The 23,982-nt window shown below is 50.4% G+C and carries 21 protein-coding genes and 1 pseudogene; 18 read left to right on the top strand and 4 right to left on the bottom strand.

Annotated elements, in window-relative coordinates:
• The first annotated feature begins 14 nt into the window (after nucleotides 1-14).
• From rpsA to J4D25_RS17725, 16 genes and pseudogenes are all read left to right on the top strand, one after another.
• Entirely contained in the window at nucleotides 15-1,706 is a 1,692-nt protein-coding gene (gene rpsA / locus J4D25_RS17800) for a 30S ribosomal protein S1 (RefSeq protein ID WP_007973639.1), read from the top strand.
• Between the two features lie 204 nt (nucleotides 1,707-1,910).
• Nucleotides 1,911-2,200 (top strand): annotated as a pseudogene (locus J4D25_RS17795) (hypothetical protein).
• 149 nt (nucleotides 2,201-2,349) lie between these two features.
• The gene (gene ihfB / locus J4D25_RS17790; RefSeq protein ID WP_046042607.1) at nucleotides 2,350-2,646 is read left to right on the top strand and encodes an integration host factor subunit beta; all 297 of its coding nucleotides are present in this window, start codon (nucleotides 2,350-2,352) and stop codon (nucleotides 2,644-2,646) included.
• Nucleotides 2,647-2,696: 50 nt separating this feature from the next.
• Nucleotides 2,697-2,885: a LapA family protein gene (locus J4D25_RS17785; protein ID WP_057716573.1), complete on the top strand. Its 189-nt coding sequence runs from the start codon at nucleotides 2,697-2,699 to the stop codon at nucleotides 2,883-2,885.
• 121 nt (nucleotides 2,886-3,006) lie between these two features.
• Complete coding sequence (locus J4D25_RS17780; protein WP_057713773.1) at nucleotides 3,007-4,077, top strand: LPS O-antigen chain length determinant protein WzzB; 1,071 nt, start codon at nucleotides 3,007-3,009, stop codon at nucleotides 4,075-4,077.
• Between the two features lie 426 nt (nucleotides 4,078-4,503).
• Complete coding sequence (locus J4D25_RS17775; RefSeq protein WP_057713774.1) at nucleotides 4,504-5,763, top strand: oligosaccharide flippase family protein; 1,260 nt, start codon at nucleotides 4,504-4,506, stop codon at nucleotides 5,761-5,763.
• Nucleotides 5,750-6,922, top strand: coding sequence for an EpsG family protein (locus J4D25_RS17770; protein ID WP_057713775.1), 1,173 nt, complete (start codon nucleotides 5,750-5,752; stop codon nucleotides 6,920-6,922). The genes J4D25_RS17775 and J4D25_RS17770 overlap by 14 nt, the downstream gene beginning before the upstream one ends.
• Entirely contained in the window at nucleotides 6,922-8,124 is a 1,203-nt protein-coding gene (locus tag J4D25_RS17765; RefSeq protein WP_198530232.1) for a glycosyltransferase family 4 protein, read from the top strand. The genes J4D25_RS17770 and J4D25_RS17765 overlap by 1 nt, the downstream gene beginning before the upstream one ends.
• 13 nt (nucleotides 8,125-8,137) lie before the next feature.
• Nucleotides 8,138-9,175, top strand: a complete 1,038-nt coding sequence (locus J4D25_RS17760) for a polysaccharide biosynthesis protein (protein ID WP_057713776.1) — start codon at nucleotides 8,138-8,140, stop codon at nucleotides 9,173-9,175.
• A 3-nt stretch (nucleotides 9,176-9,178) separates the two neighbouring features.
• Nucleotides 9,179-10,297 carry an NAD-dependent epimerase/dehydratase family protein gene (locus J4D25_RS17755; protein ID WP_057713777.1) on the top strand — a complete coding sequence of 373 codons (1,119 nt, stop codon included), beginning with the start codon at nucleotides 9,179-9,181 and terminating at the stop codon, nucleotides 10,295-10,297.
• Between the two features lie 438 nt (nucleotides 10,298-10,735).
• On the top strand, nucleotides 10,736-11,866 hold the full coding sequence (gene wecB / locus J4D25_RS17750) for a non-hydrolyzing UDP-N-acetylglucosamine 2-epimerase (RefSeq protein ID WP_057713778.1): 1,131 nt from the start codon (nucleotides 10,736-10,738) through the stop codon (nucleotides 11,864-11,866).
• A gap of 14 nt (nucleotides 11,867-11,880) precedes the next feature.
• Nucleotides 11,881-13,134, top strand: a complete 1,254-nt coding sequence (locus tag J4D25_RS17745; RefSeq protein WP_057713779.1) for a glycosyltransferase family 4 protein — start codon at nucleotides 11,881-11,883, stop codon at nucleotides 13,132-13,134.
• A gap of 3 nt (nucleotides 13,135-13,137) precedes the next feature.
• Nucleotides 13,138-14,103, top strand: a complete 966-nt coding sequence (locus J4D25_RS17740) for an SDR family oxidoreductase (protein WP_057713780.1) — start codon at nucleotides 13,138-13,140, stop codon at nucleotides 14,101-14,103.
• Entirely contained in the window at nucleotides 14,100-15,131 is a 1,032-nt protein-coding gene (locus tag J4D25_RS17735) for a glycosyltransferase family 4 protein (RefSeq protein ID WP_057713781.1), read from the top strand. The genes J4D25_RS17740 and J4D25_RS17735 overlap by 4 nt, the downstream gene beginning before the upstream one ends.
• Before the next feature lie 83 nt (nucleotides 15,132-15,214).
• Nucleotides 15,215-17,209: a nucleoside-diphosphate sugar epimerase/dehydratase gene (locus tag J4D25_RS17730; RefSeq protein ID WP_057716575.1), complete on the top strand. Its 1,995-nt coding sequence runs from the start codon at nucleotides 15,215-15,217 to the stop codon at nucleotides 17,207-17,209.
• 112 nt (nucleotides 17,210-17,321) lie between these two features.
• A complete protein-coding gene (locus J4D25_RS17725) occupies nucleotides 17,322-17,651 on the top strand; it encodes a helix-hairpin-helix domain-containing protein (RefSeq protein ID WP_057713782.1) in 330 nt (109 codons plus the stop codon).
• Nucleotides 17,652-17,721: 70 nt separating this feature from the next.
• On the opposite strand, the gene J4D25_RS17720 is transcribed toward J4D25_RS17725, so the two are convergent.
• On the bottom strand, nucleotides 17,722-19,002 hold the full coding sequence (locus tag J4D25_RS17720; RefSeq protein WP_057713783.1) for a Wzz/FepE/Etk N-terminal domain-containing protein: 1,281 nt from the start codon (nucleotides 19,000-19,002) through the stop codon (nucleotides 17,722-17,724).
• A 395-nt stretch (nucleotides 19,003-19,397) separates the two neighbouring features.
• Here J4D25_RS17720 and J4D25_RS17715 point away from each other — a divergent pair, with 395 nt between their 5' ends.
• Complete coding sequence (locus J4D25_RS17715; protein WP_057713784.1) at nucleotides 19,398-20,192, top strand: SDR family oxidoreductase; 795 nt, start codon at nucleotides 19,398-19,400, stop codon at nucleotides 20,190-20,192.
• Between the two features lie 31 nt (nucleotides 20,193-20,223).
• A complete protein-coding gene (fabF, locus tag J4D25_RS17710; RefSeq protein WP_057713785.1) occupies nucleotides 20,224-21,498 on the top strand; it encodes a beta-ketoacyl-ACP synthase II in 1,275 nt (424 codons plus the stop codon).
• Here fabF and J4D25_RS17705 read toward each other — a convergent pair.
• The 3 genes from J4D25_RS17705 to eat form a co-directional block, all read right to left on the bottom strand.
• Nucleotides 21,495-22,052, bottom strand: coding sequence for a TetR/AcrR family transcriptional regulator (locus tag J4D25_RS17705; RefSeq protein ID WP_057713786.1), 558 nt, complete (start codon nucleotides 22,050-22,052; stop codon nucleotides 21,495-21,497). The two genes, fabF and J4D25_RS17705, sit on opposite strands and share 4 nt — an antisense overlap.
• A 166-nt stretch (nucleotides 22,053-22,218) precedes the next feature.
• Entirely contained in the window at nucleotides 22,219-22,386 is a 168-nt protein-coding gene (locus J4D25_RS17700; RefSeq protein WP_079246726.1) for a DUF2897 family protein, read from the bottom strand.
• A gap of 141 nt (nucleotides 22,387-22,527) precedes the next feature.
• Nucleotides 22,528-23,892 (bottom strand): ethanolamine permease, encoded by a 1,365-nt coding sequence (eat, locus tag J4D25_RS17695; RefSeq protein ID WP_057713787.1) that lies wholly within the window; start codon nucleotides 23,890-23,892, stop codon nucleotides 22,528-22,530.
• Nucleotides 23,893-23,982: the final 90 nt, after the last annotated feature.

Raw genomic sequence — 23,982 nt, 5'->3', positions numbered from 1 at the left:
CAACAGGAATTAAAATGAGCGAAAGCTTTGCGGAACTCTTTGAAGAAAGCCTAAAAACCCTGAACCTTCAGGCAGGCTCCATCATCACCGGTGTTATCGTTGATATCGATTACCAGGCTCGCTGGGTAACCGTTCACGCTGGCCTGAAGTCTGAAGCACTCATCCCGCTTGAGCAGTTCTACAACGACGCTGGCGAACTGAACATCAACGTCGGTGACGAAGTTCACGTTGCTCTGGACTCGGTTGAAGACGGCTTTGGTGAAACCAAGCTGTCCCGTGAAAAAGCCAAGCGCGCTGAATGCTGGATTGTTCTGGAAGCAGCCTTCGCAGCCGAAGAAGTGGTCAAGGGCGTTATCAACGGTAAGGTTAAAGGCGGCTTCACTGTCGACGTTAACGGCATCCGTGCGTTCCTGCCAGGTTCTCTGGTTGACGTCCGTCCAGTGCGCGACACCACGCACCTGGAAGGCAAAGAGCTGGAATTCAAGGTCATCAAGCTGGACCAGAAGCGCAACAACGTTGTCGTTTCCCGTCGCAGCGTCCTGGAAGCCGAGAACTCCGCCGAGCGCGAAGCTCTGCTGGAATCCCTGCAGGAAGGCCAACAAGTCAAAGGTATCGTCAAGAACCTCACCGATTACGGCGCATTCGTCGATCTGGGTGGCGTCGATGGCCTGCTGCACATTACCGACATGGCTTGGAAGCGTATCAAGCATCCTTCCGAAATCGTCAACGTTGGCGACGAGATCGATGTCAAGGTTCTGAAATACGATCGCGAGCGCAATCGTGTTTCCCTGGGCCTGAAGCAACTGGGCGAAGATCCATGGGTTGCTATCAAAGCCCGTTACCCAGAAAGCACTCGCGTTACCGCGCGTGTAACCAACCTGACCGACTACGGCTGCTTCGCTGAGCTGGAAGAAGGCGTTGAAGGTCTGGTACACGTTTCCGAAATGGACTGGACCAACAAGAACATCCACCCTTCGAAAGTCGTACAAGTCGGCGACGAAGTGGAAGTCATGGTTCTGGACATCGACGAAGAGCGTCGTCGTATCTCCCTGGGCATCAAGCAGTGCAAATCTAACCCATGGGAAGATTTCTCTGGCCAGTTCAACAAGGGCGATAAAATCTCCGGCACCATCAAGTCGATCACCGATTTCGGTATCTTCATTGGTCTGGACGGCGGCATCGACGGTCTGGTTCACCTGTCCGACATCTCCTGGAACGAAGTGGGCGAAGAAGCCGTTCGCCGCTTCAAGAAGGGCGACGAGCTGGACACCGTTATCCTGTCGGTTGACCCAGAGCGCGAGCGCATCTCCCTGGGTATCAAGCAACTGGAAAGCGATCCGTTCTCCGAGTACGTTCAAGAGAACGACAAAGGCGCCATCGTTAAAGGCATCGTGAAGGAAGTTGACGCTAAAGGCGCCATCATCACTCTGGCCGACGATATCGAAGCGACTCTGAAAGCCTCCGAAATCAGCCGTGACCGCGTTGAAGACGCGCGCAACGTTCTGAAAGAAGGCGAAGAAGTAGAAGCCAAGATCATCAGCGTTGACCGCAAGAGCCGTGTAATTCAGCTCTCGATCAAGTCGAAAGACGTTGAAGACGAGAAAGAAGCAATCCAGAGCCTGCGCGACAAGCCAGTAGCTACTGATGCTCCTGTGGCCACCACTCTGGGTGACCTGCTGCGTGCACAAATGGAAAAACAGAATTAAGTTCTGTCAAACCATAAAAAAGGGCGACTTCGGTCGCCCTTTTTTGTGCCTGGCGTTTGGTGAATTGCGTTCGGATGCCTGGGGCGTGAACCAAAAACGCCGAAAGAAGGTCTGAATGTTTAGTCGGATCAAGCGCTTATTTGCAGCTAGTCTTTAGCCTGAGACTAATGATCGCCTGACAGGCTTTCTGGCAAAAGGACGTGAATGAACAAGCTCATTGTCGCAGTCGCAGTGGCAGTGCTGGCATTGGCGGGTTGTACCACCAGTGCCAAAACTCACGTAGTGCGTGGGTTAGCGGTATTGAGGTCGATTGTTCGGGGCTTGGTTCGAAATGGGACAAGTGTTACAAGCGTGCGGCCAAGGAATGCAAGGGAGCGGGCTACCAGGTCGTGGCAAGGTCTGATGATCTCAAGGAAGTCGAGGAGGAGGATGGGCTTTTTGGGTTCAATCCGGCAGGTTTCCTGACGCGCACTATGCTGGTGATTTGCCGATGACAGGGTGATCGCCCAGAGTCTTCCCGTTCCGGGGATCAAGCATTTTGGGGGGCTGGGATAGATGGTAAAACTCAGGCTGTTCAAAATCGTGCAGGCGTGCTAAAACCTTTGAAGCGCTGATCTAGCTGCTTGAAAAAGAAGGGAAAAATATGACGAAGTCGGAGTTGATCGAACGAATTGTCACCCATCAAGGGCTGCTCTCATCCAAGGATGTGGAGCTGGCCATCAAGACCATGCTTGAGCAAATGTCCCAATGTCTGGCTACCGGGGATCGTATCGAGATCCGGGGGTTTGGCAGCTTCTCTCTGCACTACCGTGCGCCACGGGTCGGTCGTAATCCAAAGACCGGTCAGTCCGTTAGCCTGGATGGAAAATTCGTTCCACACTTCAAGCCAGGCAAGGAACTCAGGGATCGGGTGAATGAGGACGAGGAGGAGCAGCAGTGAGTGGAAAGGCTCGTAGCGCCGCCCCAATTCGTTATGTCGGGTTCATCCTGATGATCTTAATAGTTGTATTGATAGTGGCGTTTGTGCTGGAAAACCAAGAATTAGTTGGTGTGCAATTTCTAGGTTGGTTGATGCCTAAACTTCCAGTGTCACTGTATATGTTGCTGTCGTTGTTAATCGGTTTGGCGGTGGGGCCTCTGTTCAGTTGGTGTGCTAGCCTCAGAAAGTATCGGGGTTAGAAGTCTGTTAACTTTAGGTCAAGATAGGAAAGGCCGTTGCATTTTAGTCAGTTCGCAAGAAGTGGCGGGCTGTTTTGTTTCGTAGATAAGTCTTTTCTAGCGTTTAAGGGTACTGATCATTATGCTCCAACTCTCGACCGCCTCAACAAGCAGTGATGAGATAGATATTTTTGTCTTGATCAAAGCGCTTTGGGTGCAGAAGTGGGTAGTTATCAGTGTAATCATTCTGGTGACTATAGCCTCGGCGGTATATGCCTTTACAGCTAAGCCATTGTATGAGGCCAGAATTTACGTATTGCCTCCCACTCAAAACGATATTGCGGATTTTAACTATGGTCGAACATTGAATTCCGACCTGCCGCCTTTCACTGTTAAAGATGTTTATGACGTATTTGTTCGTAATCTCTTTAGTGAATCCTTGCGGCGTTCTTTTTTCGATGAGGTTTATTTACCGTCGTTGACTGAAAATGCACGCAAGGGTTCGCGCGACCGTCTGTATCAAAATTTCTCAAAGCAGTTGGTTATATCTGTGGGTGGTAAGGAAGGCCCAGACCGTTATTCTGTTACTGTGCAGGGCTACAACCCTTCGGAAGCTGGTGAATGGGTGCGCACTTATGTTCAAAATGCCGGTGTTGCAGCAAAAAACGAAATGATCAAAAACGTGGTTAGAGAGGCTCAGGTTAGAGCGCGCAACTTGGAACAACAGATTAATGGTCTCCGTGAAAGTGCTCGCCGAGAGCGAGAGGACAAAATAAAGGTCCTAAGTGAGGCTCTGGTGATTGCTAGGGCCGTTGGTTTGAACAAACCGGTCATTATCAGTGGGAGAACGTCTGCGGAGTTGTCTCTAGGTGTGGATAGTCAGGCTTTGTATATGCGTGGAAGTGATGCGCTCCAAGCCGAAATTGATGGCTTGGAAAGGCGTGAGTCTGATGATCCGTTCATTCAGAGTCTGCGAGTTTTGCAAGTTAAGTACTTATTTCTTAAAAATCTGACAATCGATTCCTCCAGTGTTTCGGTATATCGACAGGACGGAGCAGTTGACGATCCCGATAGTCCGATCAAGCCGAATAAATTATCAATTCTGATACAGGGGGCGTGCTTTGGGCTCTTCCTGGGGCTGGCGTTGGCTCTGTTCAGGTATTTCAAACCGTTGTTGCGCGCAAAAATTTTGGTTCCCTCCTCGCATACCTGAGGTGGGTAAATTGCCTATTGGCTGCAAGGGCGTCCGGGGCTTTCTTTTGGATGCTTGTGTTGCGTTCGGAAACGCAGCGCTCGCCACTCTGAGCAGTCGTTTTCAAATACGTGCCCTTCCTTACCCCCCCCTTTTTTTTGCTTGGTCGCGGAGGGGGGAGAGGGATGGCGCGCCAAGCGTTCGCGGTTCGATGGCAATATCAAGCCATAAAGCGCATGCCGATACGTAGAAATGCGGCTACCTATCAAAATCTGGTAACGCAATTGTGTCATCTAGGAGATAATAGCGAGCGGGGCAATTAGAAGGCCTTCGCCTGATGCCGGGAAAAGTGTATAGATTTTAGAATTGCCTTAAATATTATTGCGCTGGGCGTTGGTCTATGGTAGGCGAGTTGGTTATGGTTGCGGGACAGGGATTCGGAACAGAATGATTAGGCCAATCATCAACATTGGTTGTCAGGCAGTTTTTAAACTAATGTTCGCTATCGCATCTCTGAAAGTAGTGGCGTTTTATGTTGGGCCGAGCGGCATGGCTGTAGTTGGACAGATACAGGCCTTTCTTCAGATTTTAAGTGCTGGTGTATCTTCGGTAACGACCACCGGTGTGGTAAAGCTGATAGCTGAAGATAAATATCCAAAAGAGCGAGTCCTGCAGTCGTCATTGATGCTGCTATTGGCTTTTAGTTTTTCTTTCGCTTTGGTTTTGCTTTTCTCAAGCACACTTATTTCAAATTTTTTCTTACAAGGTGGGTGGGCAGAGGTGTTGATGCTTCTGCCTCTAGGTGCATTTTTTATAGGTTTGAATAATTTATTCATTTCTTATTTTAATGGTGGTCAAAAATACAGTGAGTATTTTTGGTATTCCGTGATAACAGCATTTTTTACAGCGCTGTTGACGTGTGCTTGTTCCATTGTTTTTGGCAAGCCAGGAGCTGTTTATTCAATAGCGCTGGCACCTGCTATTGCGGGTGTGTGCGTGCTGCTTCTGCCTGCGAGATTTCGACTTCCACGCCTCAATCTGGTTAGTTTGGATGTTGAAGTCATAAAAATATTGTTGTCTTACTCCCTTATGGCCTTGGGGTCGGTAGTCATAGTCTACGGCGTTCAGATTGTCCTGCGAGACTATATATCTACTAACGGCTCAATGGCTGAGGCTGGCACGTGGTATGCAGTGACTCGTCTGTCCGACATATACATGGGTATATGTAGTGTTCTCTTTTCTACGTTGTTGTTACCTAAGTACAGTTCACAAGAGGGTAGGGGGCTGACGAGTTTAGTGTTTCGTATAGGGGTAATGGCACTCGGTTTTGTTGTTGTGATGGCTGTCTCTGTAAACGTATTGGCGAGCTTCGCTATTTGGTTGATTTATGGTGATGCTTTTGCAGCTGCAACCGGAATCATGAAGGTTTATGTAATTGGCGATGCTTTAAAGTGTCTGAGTTGGGTGTTTCTTTATGTGATGATAGCTAAACAGCATGTTCGATTCTATCTCGCCTACGAAATGCTTAGTGCGTTGTTGTATCTCCTTTTCTGTGTTTTGTGTTATCGGTCTTATGGTTTCAATAATATGGCTTATGGATATCCACTGCAGGGGGCTGTTTCTCTGACTGTGGTATTAATATGGTTCTTGGTAACGCGATACAACTCAACGCCTTTAGAACAGAATAATAAGTATGACGCAGTATAATATTGTATATGTTGTGGTTTGGTTGCTGGCTATTCTCTCATTGAGAAAAGATAATCTTCCTTCGGCATGGTTGTTTTTTTTACAGGTGACGTTGCTTGCCTTGTTTGTGGGGTTGAAGTTTCAAACCGGATATGATTGGCCAATCTATGAGGCGCATTACGCTGCGGTCCAAAGTGGGGAGGCTTTTTATCTTGATTTTGAGTTTGGGTACGAGTGGCTTGTCCAGTTTTCAACAAGTATAGGGTTGGCGTTCGAGCAGTTTTCTGCGGTAATAAGTATATTGGAGGTTTCTTTTATAGCTTTCGCAGCAAGACGATTTTTTCCCAGGTATTGCCTGGTCGTTATGGCGATAATGTACTCGGTTCCAGATTTTTATTTGATACCTGCATTTTCTCTGCTTAGGCAAGGTCTTGCAGTTAGTATATTTTTGATAGGTGTGTATAAGTTTTTTTCAGATAAAAAAATCTCAGGCTTCGTCTTCTTTGCGATTGCTTGCTCGTTGCACTATTCGGTTGTAGGTGGGTTGTTGCTACTTGCATTGCTCTATATGTTTCCCTTAAGTCGAAGGGCGTTTTCATTGGTTTTTGCTGCTTCGGTGGCGCTGTATGTATCCTCTTTTGATATCATTCGCGGTGTTGTTGAGGTTCTGATTGTTTACGTCAATCCAAAATATATGATTTATTTGGATCGTGATGTTTTTAATGCGTCCTTTGCATATCGGGCTGCATTTGCTGTCGTTTCACTAGTGTTTTTTGTATGTATATATGGGGCATGGGTAAAACATGAGTCCTCTAGTGTTGAGAACCTTGGTGATGGGGGCGGGGTACAAACCTGTCGGCTAGCCTTGTTGGGGCTGCTCATTCCTTTGATTATATTTGGATTTCCAACTCTATCCACCCGGTATCAGTTTTTCTTCGCCATATTTCTTGTAGGGTGTGCACTCGGGGCTTTGCAGTATGTGACATACGCAAGTCGCATTATTGTCATATTTGTGGTTGCGATAATTGCATACTTGCCATTCTATAGATTTCTCTCAAGTCCGCTTTCTATTGTTTATATACCCTATCAAAGTCAGCTCTTTTATGATCATAAAAATTCGACTGGGCAAGATCGTACCAATGATTTGCTCAACCAATTAGACGTGCTGTGGTCCAAATAATGAAAACAAGTAAACATATCGTTCTGCTTACTACCAAATACGCAGATGACAAAAAAGATGCCTGGTTGACTAATGAGTTGGCCTACTCATTGAATGAGGAAGGGCATAATGTCTCGGTGGTTGTTTTCTCGTGGCTCAAGAATGAACCTGTGTCATTCACTAAGGTGATTGATGGTATCAAGGTTATCAGGGTCAAGCTTCCGGCTATATTTTACAATACAGGGGTCATCGGTACTGCCCTGAAGATTTTCCTGTTTCCCTTCCTGGCTCGCCATGAAGTGCGAAAGCAAGTGGATAAATGCGACTTGTTAATTGCCAATACGCCTTGTGTGACTATTTTGGGGATGTCGCGTTATTTTAGGAAGAAATATGACTCCCGGTCTTTTCTGGTGCTCTGGGATTTCTTCCCATATTACTTGAAAGACCTTGGTGCTATTAGAAATAAGCTGTTTTTTGGCTTTTTCCGTTATCTTGAGCAGATAATGTATAAAAGTTTTGATCGTATCGGATGCATGACTGAAGGGAATGCGACATTCCTGTTTGATAATTTTCCGGCAGTGGATAAGCAGCGTGTTGAAATTTTGCCTCTTTGGGCGAAGATCAAGCAGGTTGATCCGATAGATAAGTCTGAAATAAGGTTGAAGTACGATTTGCCATCGGCGGGGTTTATCGCTGTTTATGGTGGTGCAATGTCTATTGTTCAGGAGTTGGACAATATTCTCGATTTGGCCGAGCTTTACTCTGGCGGTGATGTGACCTTCCTTTTTATTGGCAAGGGGACTGAGAAGGAAAGGTTGGAGAAGTCGGTAATTGCTCGAGGGTTAAAGAACGTAAAGTTTATCGACTACGTGCCTCGTGATGAGTATCAGCATGTAGTTCAGGCCTGTGATGTGGGTCTGATTTCGCTGTCTAAGAAGTTAACTGTGCCGAGCTTTCCCTCTAAGTCATTAGATTATTTTAAAGTTTCTCTTCCGGTGCTTGCGTCTTTGGATTCAGTTACGGATTTTGGAGATATCCTTGAAAACAAAATATGTGCTGGTTTTGCCGTAGTGGCGGGAGATGTAACTAATCTAAAAGGCAAGTTGGACTTGTTGATTAAGGATGCTGAGCTCTGTAAGGCGCTAGGGGCCAATGGTCGGCGCTATTACGAAAAATACTTGAGCGTCGAGAACGCAAGAAGTATTATCATTTCATCACAATAAGTGGGGTCTTCTCATGGCTATTTCTTTCAGTAACTCAACGCTTTTGATCACCGGTGGCACCGGGTCGTTTGGTAATGCTGTGCTGAAACGGTTTCTCGATACCGATATCAAAGAAATCCGCGTGTTCAGCCGAGACGAGAAAAAGCAAGATGACATGCGTAAAAAATACGCAAACACCAAGCTGAAGTTTTATATTGGCGACGTCAGAGATTTCCAAAGTGTGCTCAACGCTACTCGTGGAGTAGATTATATTTTTCACGCCGCTGCCTTGAAGCAGGTCCCTTCATGCGAATTCCATCCAATGGAGGCTGTGAAAACAAATGTGCTTGGTACGGATAACGTACTGGAAGCGGCAATACAGAATAACGTCAAGCGCGTAGTTTGCCTGAGTACCGATAAAGCTGTTTATCCAATCAATGCAATGGGTATATCCAAAGCAATGATGGAAAAAGTAATGGTTGCCAAATCGCGTAACGATAATAATACGGTTATCTGCGGTACTCGCTACGGTAACGTGATGGCGTCCCGCGGTTCCGTTATTCCTTTGTTTGTTGATCAGATCCGCTCGGGCATACCTCTGAGCCTGACTGATCCAAACATGACGCGATTCATGATGACTTTGGCAGATGCGGTCGATCTGGTTTTGTATGCTTTTGAGCATGGCACAAATGGTGACATGTTCGTCCAGAAAGCTCCTGCAGCGACTGTGGAAGTATTGGCGAAAGCATTGATCAATATGCTTAATGTGCCAGATCATCCCGTTCAGGTTATTGGCACCCGTCATGGTGAAAAGCTTTTCGAAGCGTTGCTTAGTCGCGAAGAAATGGCCTGCGCAGAAGACCGCGGTGACTACTTCCGCGTACCGCCGGATCTGCGGGATCTGAATTACTCCAAGTTTGTGGAGCAGGGTGAGACTAAAATTTCTCGCACAGAAGACTACAACTCGCATAATACCGAGCGTCTTGATGTAGAAGGTATGCAGAAACTGCTCCTCAAGTTAAACTTTATGCGCGCTATCCAGCGTGGTGAGCACGCCACACCTGAGGAATAAGTAATGAAGGTTCTGATTACAGGTGCCAATGGTTTTGTCGGCCAGAATCTTATTTCGCATCTGAGCGAGAAGTCAGATGTCGAAGTGGTGCGCTTTACCCGCGAAGATTCGCTGGAAAACCTACCGAGTCTGGTTGCCCAGGTTGACTTTATTTTCCATCTGGCCGGTGTCAATCGTCCGTTGGACCCGCAGGAGTTTCATACCGGCAATACCGATTTGACTCGTGCGCTCTGTGATGCTATTCGTCTCGGTGGCCGGAAAGTTCCAGTATTGTATACGTCGTCGAGTCAAGCGGAGTTGGATAACCCATACGGCAGCAGTAAGCTTGGTGCCGAGCAAGTACTGCTTAATCTGAACTCGAAAAATGGTTCGGAAGTACACTTGTTTCGTTTGCCTAATGTATTTGGTAAGTGGGCTCGTCCTAACTATAATTCAGCGGTTGCAACTTTTTGCAATAATATCGCTCGCGGTCTGCCAATTCAAATCAATGATCCACATGCGCGCATTAATCTGGTTTACATAGATGATGTAATTGCATGCTTCATTGCTGTAATGGAAGGGAAGAAGTCGGGCTCGCCGTTTGTTAGTGTTGAGCCTCAATATAATATTACGGTGGGTGAGCTTTCTGAGCAATTGGCGGCCTTCCGTGATAGTCGAAAGTCGATGATTACCGAGTCGGTAGGGACTGGGCTTGTAAGGGCTCTTTATTCCACTTACTTGAGTTATCTGCCGCCCGAGCGTTTTACTTACGAAGTTCCCAAGCACGGTGATCCGCGCGGGGTTTTTGTGGAGATGCTTAAAACCAAAGAGGCCGGACAGTTTTCTTACTTTACTGCGCACCCAGGAATAACACGCGGCGGGCATTACCATCACACAAAGACGGAAAAGTTTCTTGTCATCAAAGGCACGGCATGTTTCCGTTTTCGTCATATTGTTTCGGGCGAGTTTTACGAATTGTTCACTTCCGGAGAAAATCCGGAAATTGTCGAAACAGTTCCAGGCTGGAGCCACGACATTACCAATATTGGCAGTGAGGAAATGATCGTTATGCTTTGGGCTAACGAGATTTTTGATCGCGAAGCACCTGATACGTTTACCTTTCCTGTTGGTACTGAAGCGTAATAACCGTATGCGCCGCTTTATTCCTTAAATAAGGAATGGGGCGGCGCTGTGCTTTTATGGGGGCTTGCGATCGCTTGAAGTGGTAGTCTTGTAAATCCGGTTTTTGACAGTTCGTCACCCACTCGCTGGGTCAAAAACAGGCCGGAAAGTCTGTTGGTATTGACTTTTTCGTTGGAGTTATTCCTCGAAGGGATCACCACGGGGTGATCGGATGTGGCCACCGAGCGTGGTGGAGATGAGGCGCGATCGATGGTGAACCGCCCTTTATCGCCCGTTCGCACTCAATCACCCAGGATGCAGAAGCCAAGTGGTGTAGCGTCCACTCGTCCATTAATGGCCCCCATTGGGCTTCATCCATGCTAATGGATAGCGTTAGTGGCAGTTGAAGATTAGAATTGTTGATCGTTTTTATCACTTATTAAAATGTGACGTTTAAAAATGAAAAAATTGAAAATCGTTACCGTAGTGGGTACTCGCCCGGAAATCATTCGCCTGTCGCGCGTCATGGCCGCTCTGGACAGGGACTGCGACCATGTTCTAGTGCACACCGGGCAGAATTATGACTATGAATTGAACGAGATTTTCTTTCAGGATCTCGGTATCCGTAAACCCGACCACTTTCTGAATGCTGCTGGTGCAACAGGTGCGGAAACCATCGGTAACGTCATTATTACCGTTGATCGCGTGCTGGCCGAGGTTCAGCCTGAGGCTCTTCTCGTCCTCGGCGACACCAACAGCTGCATGGCGGTCATTCCCGCCAAACGTCGCAAAATTCCGACCTTCCATATGGAAGCTGGTAACCGCTGCTTCGACATGCGTGTACCTGAAGAGATCAACCGACGTATTGTGGATCACACCGCAGATATCAATTTAACTTACAGTACCATTGCGCGTGACTATCTGCTAAGTGAAGGTTTGCCACCAGACAGGGTCATCAAAACTGGCAGCCCGATGTTTGAGGTACTTAATTATTATCGTGAAGGTATCGATTCTTCGGACGTGCTGGAGCGGCTTGGGCTTGAGCAGGGCAAGTTTTTTGTAGTGAGCGCACACCGTGAAGAAAATATTGATTCCGATACTAACTTCGGCAAGCTTGTTGACGTGCTCAACGCAGTCGCGGCGCACTATGACTATCCGGTAATTGTTTCCACTCACCCGCGGACACAGAAGCGTGTCGATGCCATGGGGGTGAAGTTTCACGAGAATGTTCGTCTGTTAAAGCCGCTCGGCTTCAAGGACTACAACAAGTTGCAGCTTGAGTCCAAAGCAGTACTTTCCGATAGCGGTACGATCAATGAAGAATCCTCCATTCTCAATTTCCCGGCGTTGAATATCCGTGAGGCGCACGAGCGTCCAGAGGGTATGGAAGAAGCCGCTGTGATGATGGTTGGCCTTGAGTCCGAGCGAGTGATGCAGGCCTTGCAGGTGCTGGACGGTCAAAGCCGAGGCGAGGTTCGCAGTCTGCGCCTGGTGGCAGACTACAGCATGCCGAATGTGGCCGATAAGGTGGTTCGAATCGTTCACAGCTACCTTGATTATGTAAATCGCGTGGTTTGGAAAAAGTATTGAGTTGAGCTGTGGGAATGTCTGAGAATAAATTAAGGATTTTAGTAGTTACTCAGTATTTTTGGCCTGAGAATATGCGTATCAATGATTTGGTACGCGATTTTTCGGATAATGGTCATGAGGTGACTGTTTTGACAGGATGGCCCAACTATCCTGAAGGCGCGGTATTCTCTGAATATAAGACCAATCCTGAGGGCTTCAAGAGTTACTTTGGTGCACGTATAGTCCGAGTTCCATTGGTCTCGCGCGGCAAGAGAAGTATCCGCTTGATGCTAAATTACCTTTCTTTTTTTTTCAGCGCTTCCACAATAGGTGCTGCGAAACTCCGTAACGAAAAATTCGATGCGGTTTTCGTATATGCGGTTTCTCCGATTATGGCTGCGATTCCGGCGGTTGTAATTGGACGTATGAAGAAAGCTCCGGTTTATGTTTGGGTTCTTGACCTATGGCCGGAAACCCTTCGAGCTGTTGGCGTATTGCGCAATCCTACCCTGCTGGCAATGGTTGGGCGCGTGGTTTCGTGGATCTATAACCGCGCCGATTATTTGCTTTTACAATCAGAAGGCTTCTCAAGCAGTGTAAAGCAATATTGTACTAAAGAGATTTCTCCAGAGCGCCTGGTTTATTTTCCAAGTTGGGCGGAAGATGAATTTTCGGGCTGTCCAGAAAAGTCATCAAGTTTGCTAGAGCGGGATGACTCTACCTTTACGGTCGTTTTTGCCGGTAATTTGGGTGACGCTCAGGATTTGCCAGCAGTGCTGGATGCCGCTGAGTCCTTGAAGCATAGCGCCTCAGTACGCTGGGTAATCGTCGGGGACGGCCGCATGAGTAAGTGGCTGGGCGAGCAAGTTGAATCAAGAGGCTTGCAGAACGTATTGCTGCTGGGCCGGCACCCGCTGAGCGCCATGCCAGAAATCTTTGCCTGCGCGGATGCGTTACTGGTTTCGCTGAAAACCAACGATGTGTTTGAAAAAACAGTTCCCGGGAAAGTCCAAGCCTATTTGGCATCGAGCAAACCAATCCTGGGGATGATCAATGGTGAGGCTGCGAGAATTATTGAGGACTCCGGTTGCGGTTACACCTGCCCTTCAGGAGATGCTCAGGGGCTTGCGCGAATCACCCTGAAAATGGCAACCACGGATTCTGTTCAGCGTGAATTCATGGGGCAGGCCGGCCGTTCGTATTATTGGAGCCACTTTTCGAAAGTTACTCTTTTACGACGTTTGGAAGCACTGTTCCGTGCAGGGACTTTACGAAGGGATGTCAAATAAATAATGACGAAGTCAATATTTTTAACCGGTGCAACCGGGTTCGTAGGCGGAGCAGTTTTTAGCCGTTTGCTCACGGATAATTACACTGTTATTGCCGCTTTACGTAAAGGGACGGACTTACGTGAAGATCATGTTGCGAAGATTCACGTAGACAACATTGACGGAACCACTGACTGGCAGGGTAGTCTTGCCGGCGTGGACGTCATCATACATTCAGCAGCTCGTGTTCATGTAATGAATGACACTGAAGCCAACCCCTTGGCTGCCTTTAGGCAGGTCAATGTGGATGGCACGCTCAACTTGGCACGTCATGCGGCTGCGGCCGGTGTTCGACGGTTTATCTTTATCAGTTCGATCAAGGTAAACGGAGAAGGCACATTGTCAAACACCACCTATTCGCCTGAGGATACACCTGCCCCGGCAGACCCGTATGGCATTTCCAAGATGGAGGCAGAGCAGGGGCTTCGTGAGCTCGCGGCGAAAACGGGTATGGAGGTTGTCATTATCCGCCCAGTGCTGGTTTATGGCCCCGGGGTAAAAGCTAATTTCCGGAATATGATGCAGTGGCTTGATAAAGGTGTTCCCTTGCCTTTCGGCGCCATTCATAACAGCCGCAGTCTGGTCGCCTTGGATAATCTGGTGGACTTGATTCTCACCTGCATCAGTCATCCCGCGGCGGCCAACCAGACATTCCTGGTCAGTGATGGCGAAGATCTTTCTACAACGCAGTTGCTGCGAAAAATGGCATTTGCTCTTGGGCGGTCGGCGCGTCTATTACCAGTGCCGTCCTGGGTATTAGGTGGCGGTGCGACAGTGTTGGGCAGAAAAGACCTGTCAAATCGACTGTGTGGGTCTCTGCGGGTAGACATCAGTAAAACGCGCGCCCTGCTTGGTTGGTCCCCACCGGTCTCGGTGGATGACGCTCTGAAAGCTACCGCACAATATTTTCGAGAAAGTAAAATAAAATGATTTATTGGTGGTTGATTCCCGCGGTGGCTGGTGTTTCATTGATATTAACTGCGCTACTGCGTCGTTATGCTTTGGCTCGCAGCATTGTTGATATTCCCAACGCTCGAAGTTCTCACTCGATACCAACTCCTCGCGGTGGCGGAGTTGCGATTGTTCTCGCGTTCTTGCTGGTACTGCCTTTTCTGGGTTGGGCTCAACTGGTCTCGTTGCCCGTATTGGTGGCTATCGGGGGAGCAGGGGCATTAGTAGCTGTGGTCGGCTTTATGGACGACCACGGTCATATCGCTGCTCGTTGGCGCTTGCTTGGACATTTTTGTGCTGCCGCTTGGGCTTTGATCTGGCTGGGGGGCTTACCTCCCCTCACCTTGTTCGGAATGGGCGTCGATCTTGGCTGGTTTGGTTATATTTTGGCTGCTTTCTATTTGGTATGGATGCTGAATCTGTATAACTTCATGGACGGAATCGACGGTATCGCCAGTGTTGAGGCGATTTGCTCCTGTTTGGGAGCCTGTCTGCTCTATTGGTTGAGCGGATTTGAAAACCTGATGTGGGTGTCGGGAATGTTGGCCATGGCCGTAGTGGGATTCTTGTTCTGGAACTTCCCTCCAGCACGAATTTTTATGGGGGACGCCGGTAGCGGGTTCCTTGGTGTAGTGCTTGCTGTCATCTCTATACAGGCTGCCTGGACGGCGCCGCAATTACTCTGGGCCTGGCTGATTTTATTGGGGGTTTTCATTGTTGATGCGACCTTCACTTTAATTCGACGCCTTGTTCGTGGTGATAAAGTTTACGAAGCTCATCGCAGCCACGCTTATCAGTTCGCATCGCGCAGATATGGCAAACACCTGCCAGTGACTCTAGCGGTAGGGGCAATTAACATTGGATGGTTGCTGCCCATCGCACTGTGCGTGAGTTACTTCGGGCTGGATGGCGCGTTAGGTCTGGTTCTTGCCTACATTCCCTTAGTGATTTTGGCGGTGAAGTTCCATGCGGGCGAACTCGAAAGAAGCCAGATGTTCGGCAACTGATTCATGGGTTTTTGAAGTGACGAGTGCGTCAGGAGACGTACACGCGTTCAACTGGGAAGCGTTTCGAGGTGTACGAGGGCGTTATGGATAAGTTACGCACGCTGTTGCTGGGGTTGCCGCGTCGGCAAAAGCGCCTCATTCAGGTTTCGACGGATGTCATTCTGGTATGGGTAGCGCTTTGGCTGGCATTTTTGGTACGGCTCGGCATTGACGACATGGTCAATCCGCTGATTGCCCACACTTGGCTTTTTTTGAGTGCCCCGGTGGTCGCAATCCCTTTGTTCATCCGCTTTGGCATGTATCGTGCTGTGATGCGATATTTTGGCAACGATGCTCTTATAGCGATTATCAAAGCGGTCAGTTTGTCGTCTCTAATTCTTGGTGTATTTGTTTATTGGTACAGCAATCATCAAAATCTTGTTCCGCGGTCGATCATTTTCAACTATTGGTGGCTGAGTCTGATTATGGTTGGCGGATTGCGTCTGGCGATGCGGCAATACTTCCTGGGTGATTGGTTTGCTGCTGCGCAGCATGTACCTTTTACCAATAGGGACGACGGTTTACCCAGAGTCGCCATTTTTGGCGCTGGCGCGGCAGGAAATCAGCTGGTAGCCGCACTGCGTATGGGGCGCATGATGCGTCCGGTGGCCTTTATAGACGATGATAAGAGCATCGCTGATCGTGTTATTTCCGGGCTTCAGGTTTATAAGCCAAAGCATATTCAACAGATGATCGACGAGACAGGGGCTCAGGAAATTCTGTTAGCAATTCCTTCTGCTAGTCGTGGCCGGCGTCGCGAAATTCTTGGTTTCCTCGAAGGTTTTCCGCTCCATGTTCGAAGCGTTCCCGGATTCATGGACCTGGCTAGTGGCCGGGTCAAAGTCGATGACATTCAGGAAGTAGACATTGCCGACCTGTTGGGGCGTGACGCTGTTCCGGCCCAAGGTGATTTGCTGGAGCATTGCATAACGGGACAATCTGTTCTGGTCACCGGCGCTGGCGGATCAATTGGCTCAGAACTATGTCGTCAGATTCTTTCTTTGGGACCGACGACGCTTCTGTTGTTTGAACACAGCGAGTTTAATCTTTACAGCATTTTGTCCGAACTTGAGCAGCGCGTAAGCAGAGAATCGCTCTCTGTTCGTCTTTTGCCCATCCTGGGGTCGGTACGAAATAAGGAAAAATTACTGGATGTGATGAGGGTTTGGCGCGTAGATACGGTTTATCACGCGGCAGCTTACAAGCATGTTCCGATGGTTGAGCACAATATTGCCGAGGGTGTCCTAAATAACGTAATCGGCACACTCAATACCGCTCAGGCGGCGTTAATGGCGGGTGTCGCCAACTTTGTTTTGATATCGACAGATAAAGCGGTGCGCCCGACAAACGTAATGGGCAGCACAAAACGTCTCGCTGAGTTGACGCTACAGGCGCTCAGTCGAGAACTTGCCCCGGCACTATTCGGTGATGACACCAACGTTTCGCGGGTAAACAAGACGCGCTTCACTATGGTACGTTTTGGCAATGTTCTTGGGTCCTCTGGTTCGGTCATCCCGTTATTTCACAAGCAGATTAAATCCGGCGGGCCACTGACGGTTACCCATCCCAAGATCACTCGTTATTTCATGACTATTCCCGAGGCGGCCCAGCTTGTAATCCAGGCAGGTTCGATGGGGCAGGGTGGCGACGTCTTTGTATTAGATATGGGAGAGCCAGTAAAAATCGTAGAGCTTGCTGAAAAGATGATCCATCTTTCGGGCTTGAGTGTGCGTTCGGAAAAGAACCCGCATGGGGATATTTCTATCGAGTTCACTGGTTTGCGACCCGGCGAAAAGCTTTACGAAGAGCTGCTGATTGGTGACAACGTGGCGGCCACCCAGCATCCGATGATCATGACTGCAAATGAGGACCATCTTCCCTGGGATGTACTCAAAATCAAGCTGGCAGAATTACTTTGCTCGATTGAACAGGACGATTACGTGCGTGTCCGCCAACTTCTACGCGAAACCGTCAGTGGTTACGCTCCTGACGGCGATATCGTCGACTGGATCTACCAGCAGCGCCGTTTGGAACCTTGATTGCTTCACATTCGGAAACGTACACGTTTTTGACAGTTCCATAACATGGCCTAAATTGGGGGAGCAGCTTAGGAAAAGCTGCTTCTTTCAACTCGTGTCATGGAGCATCATCATGCGTAAAGGTTACTTCTACTCTTTGTTTTTTGCCCTTTTGAGCGGCGCTTCTGTTGCAGCTATTGCTGCTCCGGAAGCTAAAGCTGTTGAGTCTTCCATGGTCACGGAAGCTGCTACTAGAGCGAACACCTATAAAGTTGATCTCAATGGTGCAGATGCACAAACACTTCAACGTGAACTAATCGGTGTCGGGGAGGCGAAGGCCAAGGCAATTGTTGCGTATCGTGACAATAATGGGCCGTTTGCGTCAGTGGATGAACTCCTTGAGGTCAAGGGGATTGGTAAGGCAATTCTGGAAAGTAACCGAGACAGGATTGAAGTGAATTAATCGCGAGAGTCAGAAAAAGGCCGATCATTGATCGGCCTTTTTATTGGAGCGGGAAATAAGTTTGCAGCTTTTAGTCTTCAATCGCTTTTTTAGGCAGCATGATTGTCCGGACAGCAGCGAGCATTGTTCCGAGCATCAGTCCGAATATCAAACCTAAACCAACGATTAACGCCTTCCTCGGCTTGATAGGGCCTTGCGGGGGAGACGCCGGCCTGTCGATATTAACCAGATTAATCTGTTCAAAATTGACATGCAGATTTTTCAAGTGTGCCAGCTCTTCCCTGATCTCACCCAGGCCTTTTAAGAACAGCTCTTCGTTACTACGCTGTTTAAGCAGAGCAACTTTTCGGTTGTTAGCGAGAAGACTGAGCTCTTTCTGGATTTCATCAACGCGAGGTTCAGTAAAATCATCGGAGTTTCGGGCGACGAGTGTTGCGCGCTCTGCTTCAAGTGCCGACTGCCCCATAAAATACAGAGGTATTTGTTGGTTGCTTACTTCTGTGCGAATCATGTTGCCTTGCCTTGTCTGCCCAGCCTCTCCAAGGGCAGATGGCGTGGTAGGGGTAACAATTCCCAGATTTTTGGCAATCGATATTGCCTCATCCAACTGTTTCACACGATTTTGTCGACGGGTTTGCAGTTGTTGTCGCAGGGCTTTGAGTTCGTCCTGTAGAGTTTCTTTTTTTAACTGATCCTTTTCAAGGAGCTCTGCGATTTCTGAGTCTTTTTCGGCTTCATAGGCAGCTTTCTTGGATAACAGCTTTTTTTCTGTTTGCGCGATCCGGTTCTCAATAAGTGTTTTAAAATCCGCTTCGACTTTTTCTTTTTCGCGTTTGATTACAAACTCGGTAAAGTTGTTAACAATAGCCACCCCATCCACGCCAGATGGATACTCTACGCCAAGTTGAATTGCTTCCGAAAGATTAGCAGTTTTTTTAGGGTCGATTTGTTCGACTGTAAACGCACTGGTATTGAAACGTTCGAGGGTCTCCTCGATTGACTTGCCGTTGGCTTGTAGGGGAGCGAGTAAACCCGGATTGGCCTGGAAGAAACTTAAACGTTCGGTATAAGAATCCATGGACGAACCAATGCGTCTTAAGGCTTGCTCTGGTTGAATCTTATAAAGGCCGGACTCGTTTAACATGTCCAGGTCTGTAGCTGCCACAGGCCTGATTTCGTTCTGTACTTTATATTGAGGTTGCGCCGTTAATGCATAAGTTACTGCGATCGCTGTGGAAAGCCCGGTGAAGAGCAGAATAATAGATCTTTGCTTCCATAAGTCGCGAAGAAACTCTGTAATATCGATTTCATGATGTTCAATGTCAGGACGTATTTTTGTAGGGAAGTTCATGAAACCCTCAAATTACAAAAAGTCAGCTGGCGTTGAGAAATGCTCTATCGGTCTTCGCTGACAGTGGTGGTGAAAAATAATTAGTAACGTTTTGCATTCTCCCGTATCTACATTCTGACGGCAAGCTGTTGACAAGTTAAACCGCTGTTTATGCAATCTATTCCTACTCAGCGGAGCCGGCAGACTCCGCAGTATGCAGCAGGCAGGTCTTTGGTGCGTTGCTGTAAGGGTTCGAGTTACCGTCGTGCTGAAGGAGGGGACAGGAAGGGGCCATATTTTTGGGCTTGTCCGCGTGGCCGCTTGCCCGTCAGAAAAATTATGTGTGTAATAAAACGGTTAAATTATGCTTATAATGAAATCTCTGTTCTCATCCTAGTGTTCCCAGGAGCATAGTCATGAACTCTACCCAGTCCCAAGGTACGGCCCTCGTCACCGGTGCTTCTTCCGGCATCGGGGCGGTTTACGCTGAGCGGTTGGCAGCTCGTGGTTTTGATTTGTTGCTGGTGGCTCGCGACGAGCAGCGACTGGAGGCGGCCGCGAGCACACTGCGCACGGCGCATGGGATCAAGGTCGAAGTGCTGAAGGCGGATCTGACCCAAAAACAAGACGTGCTGCAGCTCGAACAGCGGTTACGCAGCGATTCAAGTATCAGTTTGTTGCTCAATAACGCCGGCGTGGCGGCGGACGGGCTATTGGCCAATGCCGATACCGATCAACTGGAGCGAATGATTCAGTTGAACATCACGGCGGTCACGCGATTGGCCGCGGCGGCTGCAGCCAGTTTTACCAAGGCCGGGCGCGGCACGATCATCAATATTGCATCGGTGGTGGCGTTGTTCCCCGAGCGTTTCAATGCGACGTACAGCGCCAGCAAGGCCTATGTGTTGAGCTTGACTCAATCGTTGAACGCCGAGCTGGATGGCACCGGTGTGAAGATCCAGGCGGTCCTGCCCGGTGTGACACGCACCGAGATCTGGGAGCGTTCTGGTATCGATGCGTCAGAGATTCCTGCGGACATGGTGATGGAGGCGGGCGAGATGGTCGATGCGGCGTTGTCGGGTCTGGACCAGGGTGAATTGATCACCATTCCTTCGTTACCGGATACGGGCGATTGGGATGCCTTTGTGGCGGCGCGTCTTGTGATGGCGCCGAACCTTTCCAAAAGCAAGGCCGCTGCCCGTTATCGGTAAGCGCCATCAACCGGCTTGAGGTATGTGTGGTATGAGTAATTGTCGTGTGGTTGTAACAGGTATGGGCCTGGTGTCGCCGCTGGGGAGCGGTGTCGAAATGGTCTGGGAGCGTCTGCTGGCCGGGCGTTCCGGGCTGCGCAATCTGCCGCAGGAGGTGGTTGCCGATCTGCCGGCCACGGTCGGTGGTGCCGTGCCCACGCTGGCTGACGATCCGGAGGCGGGGTTCGATCCGGACCGGGCAACCCCACCCAAGGAACAGAAGAAGATGGACCGCTTTATTCTGTTCGCCATGGAAGCGGCGCGTCAGGCACTGGAGCAAGCAGGCTGGCAGGCGCTGGACGCCAACGCCCAGGAGCGCACGGCCACCATCATCGGTTCAGGTGTGGGCGGTTTTGGCGCGATTGCGGATGCGGTACGTACGACCGACAGCCGTGGGCCGCGACGCTTGTCTCCGTTCACAATTCCTTCGTTTTTGGTCAATCTCGCGGCCGGCCATGTCTCGATAGCGCATGGCTTCAAAGGTCCATTGGGTGCGCCAGTTACGGCTTGCGCGGCCGGTGTGCAGGCAATCGGCGATGCGGCGCGTTTGATTCGTGCGGGGGAAGCGGACATTGCGGTATGCGGTGGCGCCGAAGCGGCGATCGATCGGGTCAGCCTTGCCGGGTTTGCGGCTGCTCGCGCCTTGTCCAGCGCTTACAACGAAACGCCTGAGCGCGCTTCGCGACCGTTCGACAGTGGTCGAGATGGATTTGTCATGGGAGAAGGGGCCGGGCTGCTGGTCATCGAGTCTCTGGACCATGCACTGGCCCGGGGGGCACACCCGCTGGCGGAGCTGGTCGGCTACGGCACCAGCGCCGATGCCTTTCACCTGACCGCCGGCCCCGAGGACGGCAGCGGTGCGCGGCGAGCGATGTCGTTGGCGTTGGCACAAGCAGGTGTTTCACCGGCTCAGGTTCAGCATCTGAATGCGCATGCAACCTCGACTCCGGTGGGGGATCTGGGAGAGTTGGCGGCGATCAAGGCATTGTTCGGCGCGCAAAACGGCATCGCCGTGACGTCGACCAAGTCGGCGACCGGGCATTTGCTCGGTGCAGCGGGTGGACTCGAAGCGATCTTTACGCTGCTGGCGATCCGCGACCAGATCGTGCCGGCGACCCTCAACTTCGAAAACCCGGACCCTGCCGCTGAAGGCGTGGACATCGTTCATGGCAATGCTCGGCCCATGGCCATCGAATACGCATTGTCCAACGGCTTCGGATTTGGCGGGGTCAATGCCAGTGTGCTGTTCAAGCGTTGGCAGGGTTAATCCTGCGAGTGTTTGAGGTGTTCGCGTGCGACGTCGAGAATCCGTTGGGCAAATTCGGCGTCGGCAACGCTACGCGATAACAGCAAGGCGCCGACCAGCGTAGACATGATGACAATGCTGCGCTCGGCGCTCCGCTCTCCGTCAAGGGTGTGCTGGATCTGATCGAGTCGCGCCTGGAGCACGACATCGCTGGTTGGACTCGGTTGACCACGCAGTCCCAGTTCCGAAGAAATGGTCAACAGCGGGCAGCCTTCCTGAGGTGAGGTTTGATGCCATTCGGACAGATAAGCGTCGATGAAGGATTCGAGTGGATGCTCTTCGGCGAAGATTTGCGCGCACAACTCGTCGACTTGTGCGCCAGCCTCTTGCAAGGCTTTCTCTACCAGTTCGTCTTTGGACTTGAAGTGCGAGTAAAAGCCACCGTGGGTCAAGCCCAGTGCTTTCATCAGGGGTTGCAGCCCGGTCGCGCCGATACCATCGCGTCGAAATCGCGCTGAAGCTTCTTTGATTATGCGTTGGTGGGTCTGGGCTTTATGGTCCTGCGAGTAACGCATCTGATATCTCCGCATCAATGCGGACATATTAACCAATGAAAATTGCATGGTGACTGTACTTCTACTTCTAAAAAACATGCAGATGCTTCGATATGGGTCAAAAGCGGCATGATTTCAGGTGCTTTCACGCAAAAACAAACCCCGCCGTTTCAGGCGGGGTTTTCAGTCAGCGGTCCTGCGCTTCCTTGGCGTCCATTTCCGCATTGCGTTCGGCGACGCGCTTACGTTGCTCTTCGGTCAATTCGACCTTGTTGGCGGTGTCGCGCAGCATCATCAGACCACCAACGATCGAGCCGATGGCAACGACCAGAATCAACCAGGCATACCAGGGCATAGGACTCTCCTTGAAAGCAGGCGGGTTGGCGAGGGTTCGCCAACCGATCGTGCATACCACTTTGAGTGATGGGGTTTTGTCGCAGTTCCATCGCAATCACCCCCATTCTATGCCTGTTGTTTAAGGTTCACTCGAACGCTTTCAATGTCCGGTCAACATCGCATCCGCCGGTGCGTCAGCGCGCAATTGCGCGGTGAGCATGAAGTACAGGAAACCAGCCGCCATGAAGCCCAGGAAGATCAGGCCGATCAACGTGTTGAACCAGGCCATCGCCACCAGGCACACCACCGCCAGCATCAGTGCAATGAACGGCACCAGCGGGTAGCACGGGGCGCGGAAGGTGCGTTCCAGGTTCGGCTCGGTTTTACGCAGTTTGAACAGGCTGAGCATGCTCATGATGTACATCACGATGGCGCCGAACACGGCCATGGTGATCATTGCGGCAGTCAGTGTCATGCCGCCGAGGTTGATCAGGCTGTCGCTGTAGATGGCTGCAATGCCGATCACACCGCCGGCGATGATTGCCCGGTGCGGGGTTTGAAAACGCGACAATCTAGCCAGGGACGCCGGCAGGTAACCGGCCCGGGCGAGGGCGAAGAACTGCCGCGAGTAGCCGAGGATGATCCCGTGGAAACTCGCCACCAGGCCGAACAGGCCGATCCACACCAGCATATGCAACCAGCCTGAGCTTTCGCCGACCACGGTTTTCATTGCCTGCGGCAACGGGTCGTTGATGTTCGACAGGGTGCGCCAGTCACCGACACCACCGGCGAAGAACATCACACCCATCGCCAGCAGCACAAGGGTCAGAATACCGCTGATGTAAGCCTTGGGAATCGTGCGTTTCGGGTCCTTGGCTTCTTCGGCGGCCATGGCTGCGCCTTCGATGGCGAGGAAGAACCAGATGGCAAAGGGGATGGCCGCGAACATCCCGGCAATCGCCGGGGCACCGAACACGTCGGAGCCGGCCCAGCCATTGAGCGCGAAGTTGCTGAAGCTGAATGCCGGTGCGACCACGCCCATGAACACCAGTAATTCAGCGACCGCCAACACGCAGACCACCAGTTCGAAGGTCGCCGCCAGTTTCACGCCCAGAATGTTGAGGCCCATGAATACGAGGTAGGCACCGACTGCCGCGTGTTTCGGGTCCAGGGCAGGAAACTGGACATTGAGGTAGGCGCCGATGGCCAGGGCAATCGCCGGTGGGGCGAAGACGAATTCGATCAGTGTCGCCAGCCCGGCGATCAAACCGCCTTTCTCGCCAAAGGCGCGACGACTGTAGGCAAAGGGACCGCCAGCGTGAGGAATGGCTGTGGTCAGTTCGGTGAAGCTGAAAATGAAGCAGGTGTACATGGTGGCGACCATGAACGAAGTCACCAGAAAACCCAAGGTTCCGGCCACGCCCCAGCCATAGCTCCAGCCGAAATACTCTCCGGAAATCACCAGCCCGACCGCAATGCCCCACAGGTGCAAGGTGCCCAGCGTGGGTTTGAGTTGTGTGTTCATGGGTTTGCTCCCTGAGTGGTTTGGAAAGCTCAGGGGAGGCCAGTGCAGTGGGCGTGCCATTTCGCGATTGCACGTCGTAATGGGCTGAAA

Source organism: Pseudomonas sp. GW456-L13 (genome assembly GCF_017350115.1).
GTDB lineage: Bacteria > Pseudomonadota > Gammaproteobacteria > Pseudomonadales > Pseudomonadaceae > Aquipseudomonas > Aquipseudomonas jessenii.
The sequence above is the reverse complement of the archived record's forward strand: the minus strand, read 5'-3'. Positions and strand labels throughout refer to the sequence as shown.

Coding starts and splice junctions, on each gene's coding strand:
- rpsA (WP_007973639.1), top strand. CDS start 15: ATGAGCGAAAGCTTTGCGGAACTCTTTGAAGAAAGCCTAAAAACCCTG.
- ihfB (WP_046042607.1), top strand. CDS start 2,350: ATGACGAAGTCGGAGTTGATCGAACGAATTGTCACCCATCAAGGGCTG.
- J4D25_RS17785 (WP_057716573.1), top strand. CDS start 2,697: ATGATCTTAATAGTTGTATTGATAGTGGCGTTTGTGCTGGAAAACCAA.
- J4D25_RS17780 (WP_057713773.1), top strand. CDS start 3,007: ATGCTCCAACTCTCGACCGCCTCAACAAGCAGTGATGAGATAGATATT.
- J4D25_RS17775 (WP_057713774.1), top strand. CDS start 4,504: ATGATTAGGCCAATCATCAACATTGGTTGTCAGGCAGTTTTTAAACTA.
- J4D25_RS17770 (WP_057713775.1), top strand. CDS start 5,750: ATGACGCAGTATAATATTGTATATGTTGTGGTTTGGTTGCTGGCTATT.
- J4D25_RS17765 (WP_198530232.1), top strand. CDS start 6,922: ATGAAAACAAGTAAACATATCGTTCTGCTTACTACCAAATACGCAGAT.
- J4D25_RS17760 (WP_057713776.1), top strand. CDS start 8,138: ATGGCTATTTCTTTCAGTAACTCAACGCTTTTGATCACCGGTGGCACC.
- J4D25_RS17755 (WP_057713777.1), top strand. CDS start 9,179: ATGAAGGTTCTGATTACAGGTGCCAATGGTTTTGTCGGCCAGAATCTT.
- wecB (WP_057713778.1), top strand. CDS start 10,736: ATGAAAAAATTGAAAATCGTTACCGTAGTGGGTACTCGCCCGGAAATC.
- J4D25_RS17745 (WP_057713779.1), top strand. CDS start 11,881: ATGTCTGAGAATAAATTAAGGATTTTAGTAGTTACTCAGTATTTTTGG.
- J4D25_RS17740 (WP_057713780.1), top strand. CDS start 13,138: ATGACGAAGTCAATATTTTTAACCGGTGCAACCGGGTTCGTAGGCGGA.
- J4D25_RS17735 (WP_057713781.1), top strand. CDS start 14,100: ATGATTTATTGGTGGTTGATTCCCGCGGTGGCTGGTGTTTCATTGATA.
- J4D25_RS17730 (WP_057716575.1), top strand. CDS start 15,215: ATGGATAAGTTACGCACGCTGTTGCTGGGGTTGCCGCGTCGGCAAAAG.
- J4D25_RS17725 (WP_057713782.1), top strand. CDS start 17,322: ATGCGTAAAGGTTACTTCTACTCTTTGTTTTTTGCCCTTTTGAGCGGC.
- J4D25_RS17720 (WP_057713783.1), bottom strand. CDS start 19,002: ATGAACTTCCCTACAAAAATACGTCCTGACATTGAACATCATGAAATC.
- J4D25_RS17715 (WP_057713784.1), top strand. CDS start 19,398: ATGAACTCTACCCAGTCCCAAGGTACGGCCCTCGTCACCGGTGCTTCT.
- fabF (WP_057713785.1), top strand. CDS start 20,224: ATGAGTAATTGTCGTGTGGTTGTAACAGGTATGGGCCTGGTGTCGCCG.
- J4D25_RS17705 (WP_057713786.1), bottom strand. CDS start 22,052: ATGCGTTACTCGCAGGACCATAAAGCCCAGACCCACCAACGCATAATC.
- J4D25_RS17700 (WP_079246726.1), bottom strand. CDS start 22,386: ATGCCCTGGTATGCCTGGTTGATTCTGGTCGTTGCCATCGGCTCGATC.
- eat (WP_057713787.1), bottom strand. CDS start 23,892: ATGAACACACAACTCAAACCCACGCTGGGCACCTTGCACCTGTGGGGC.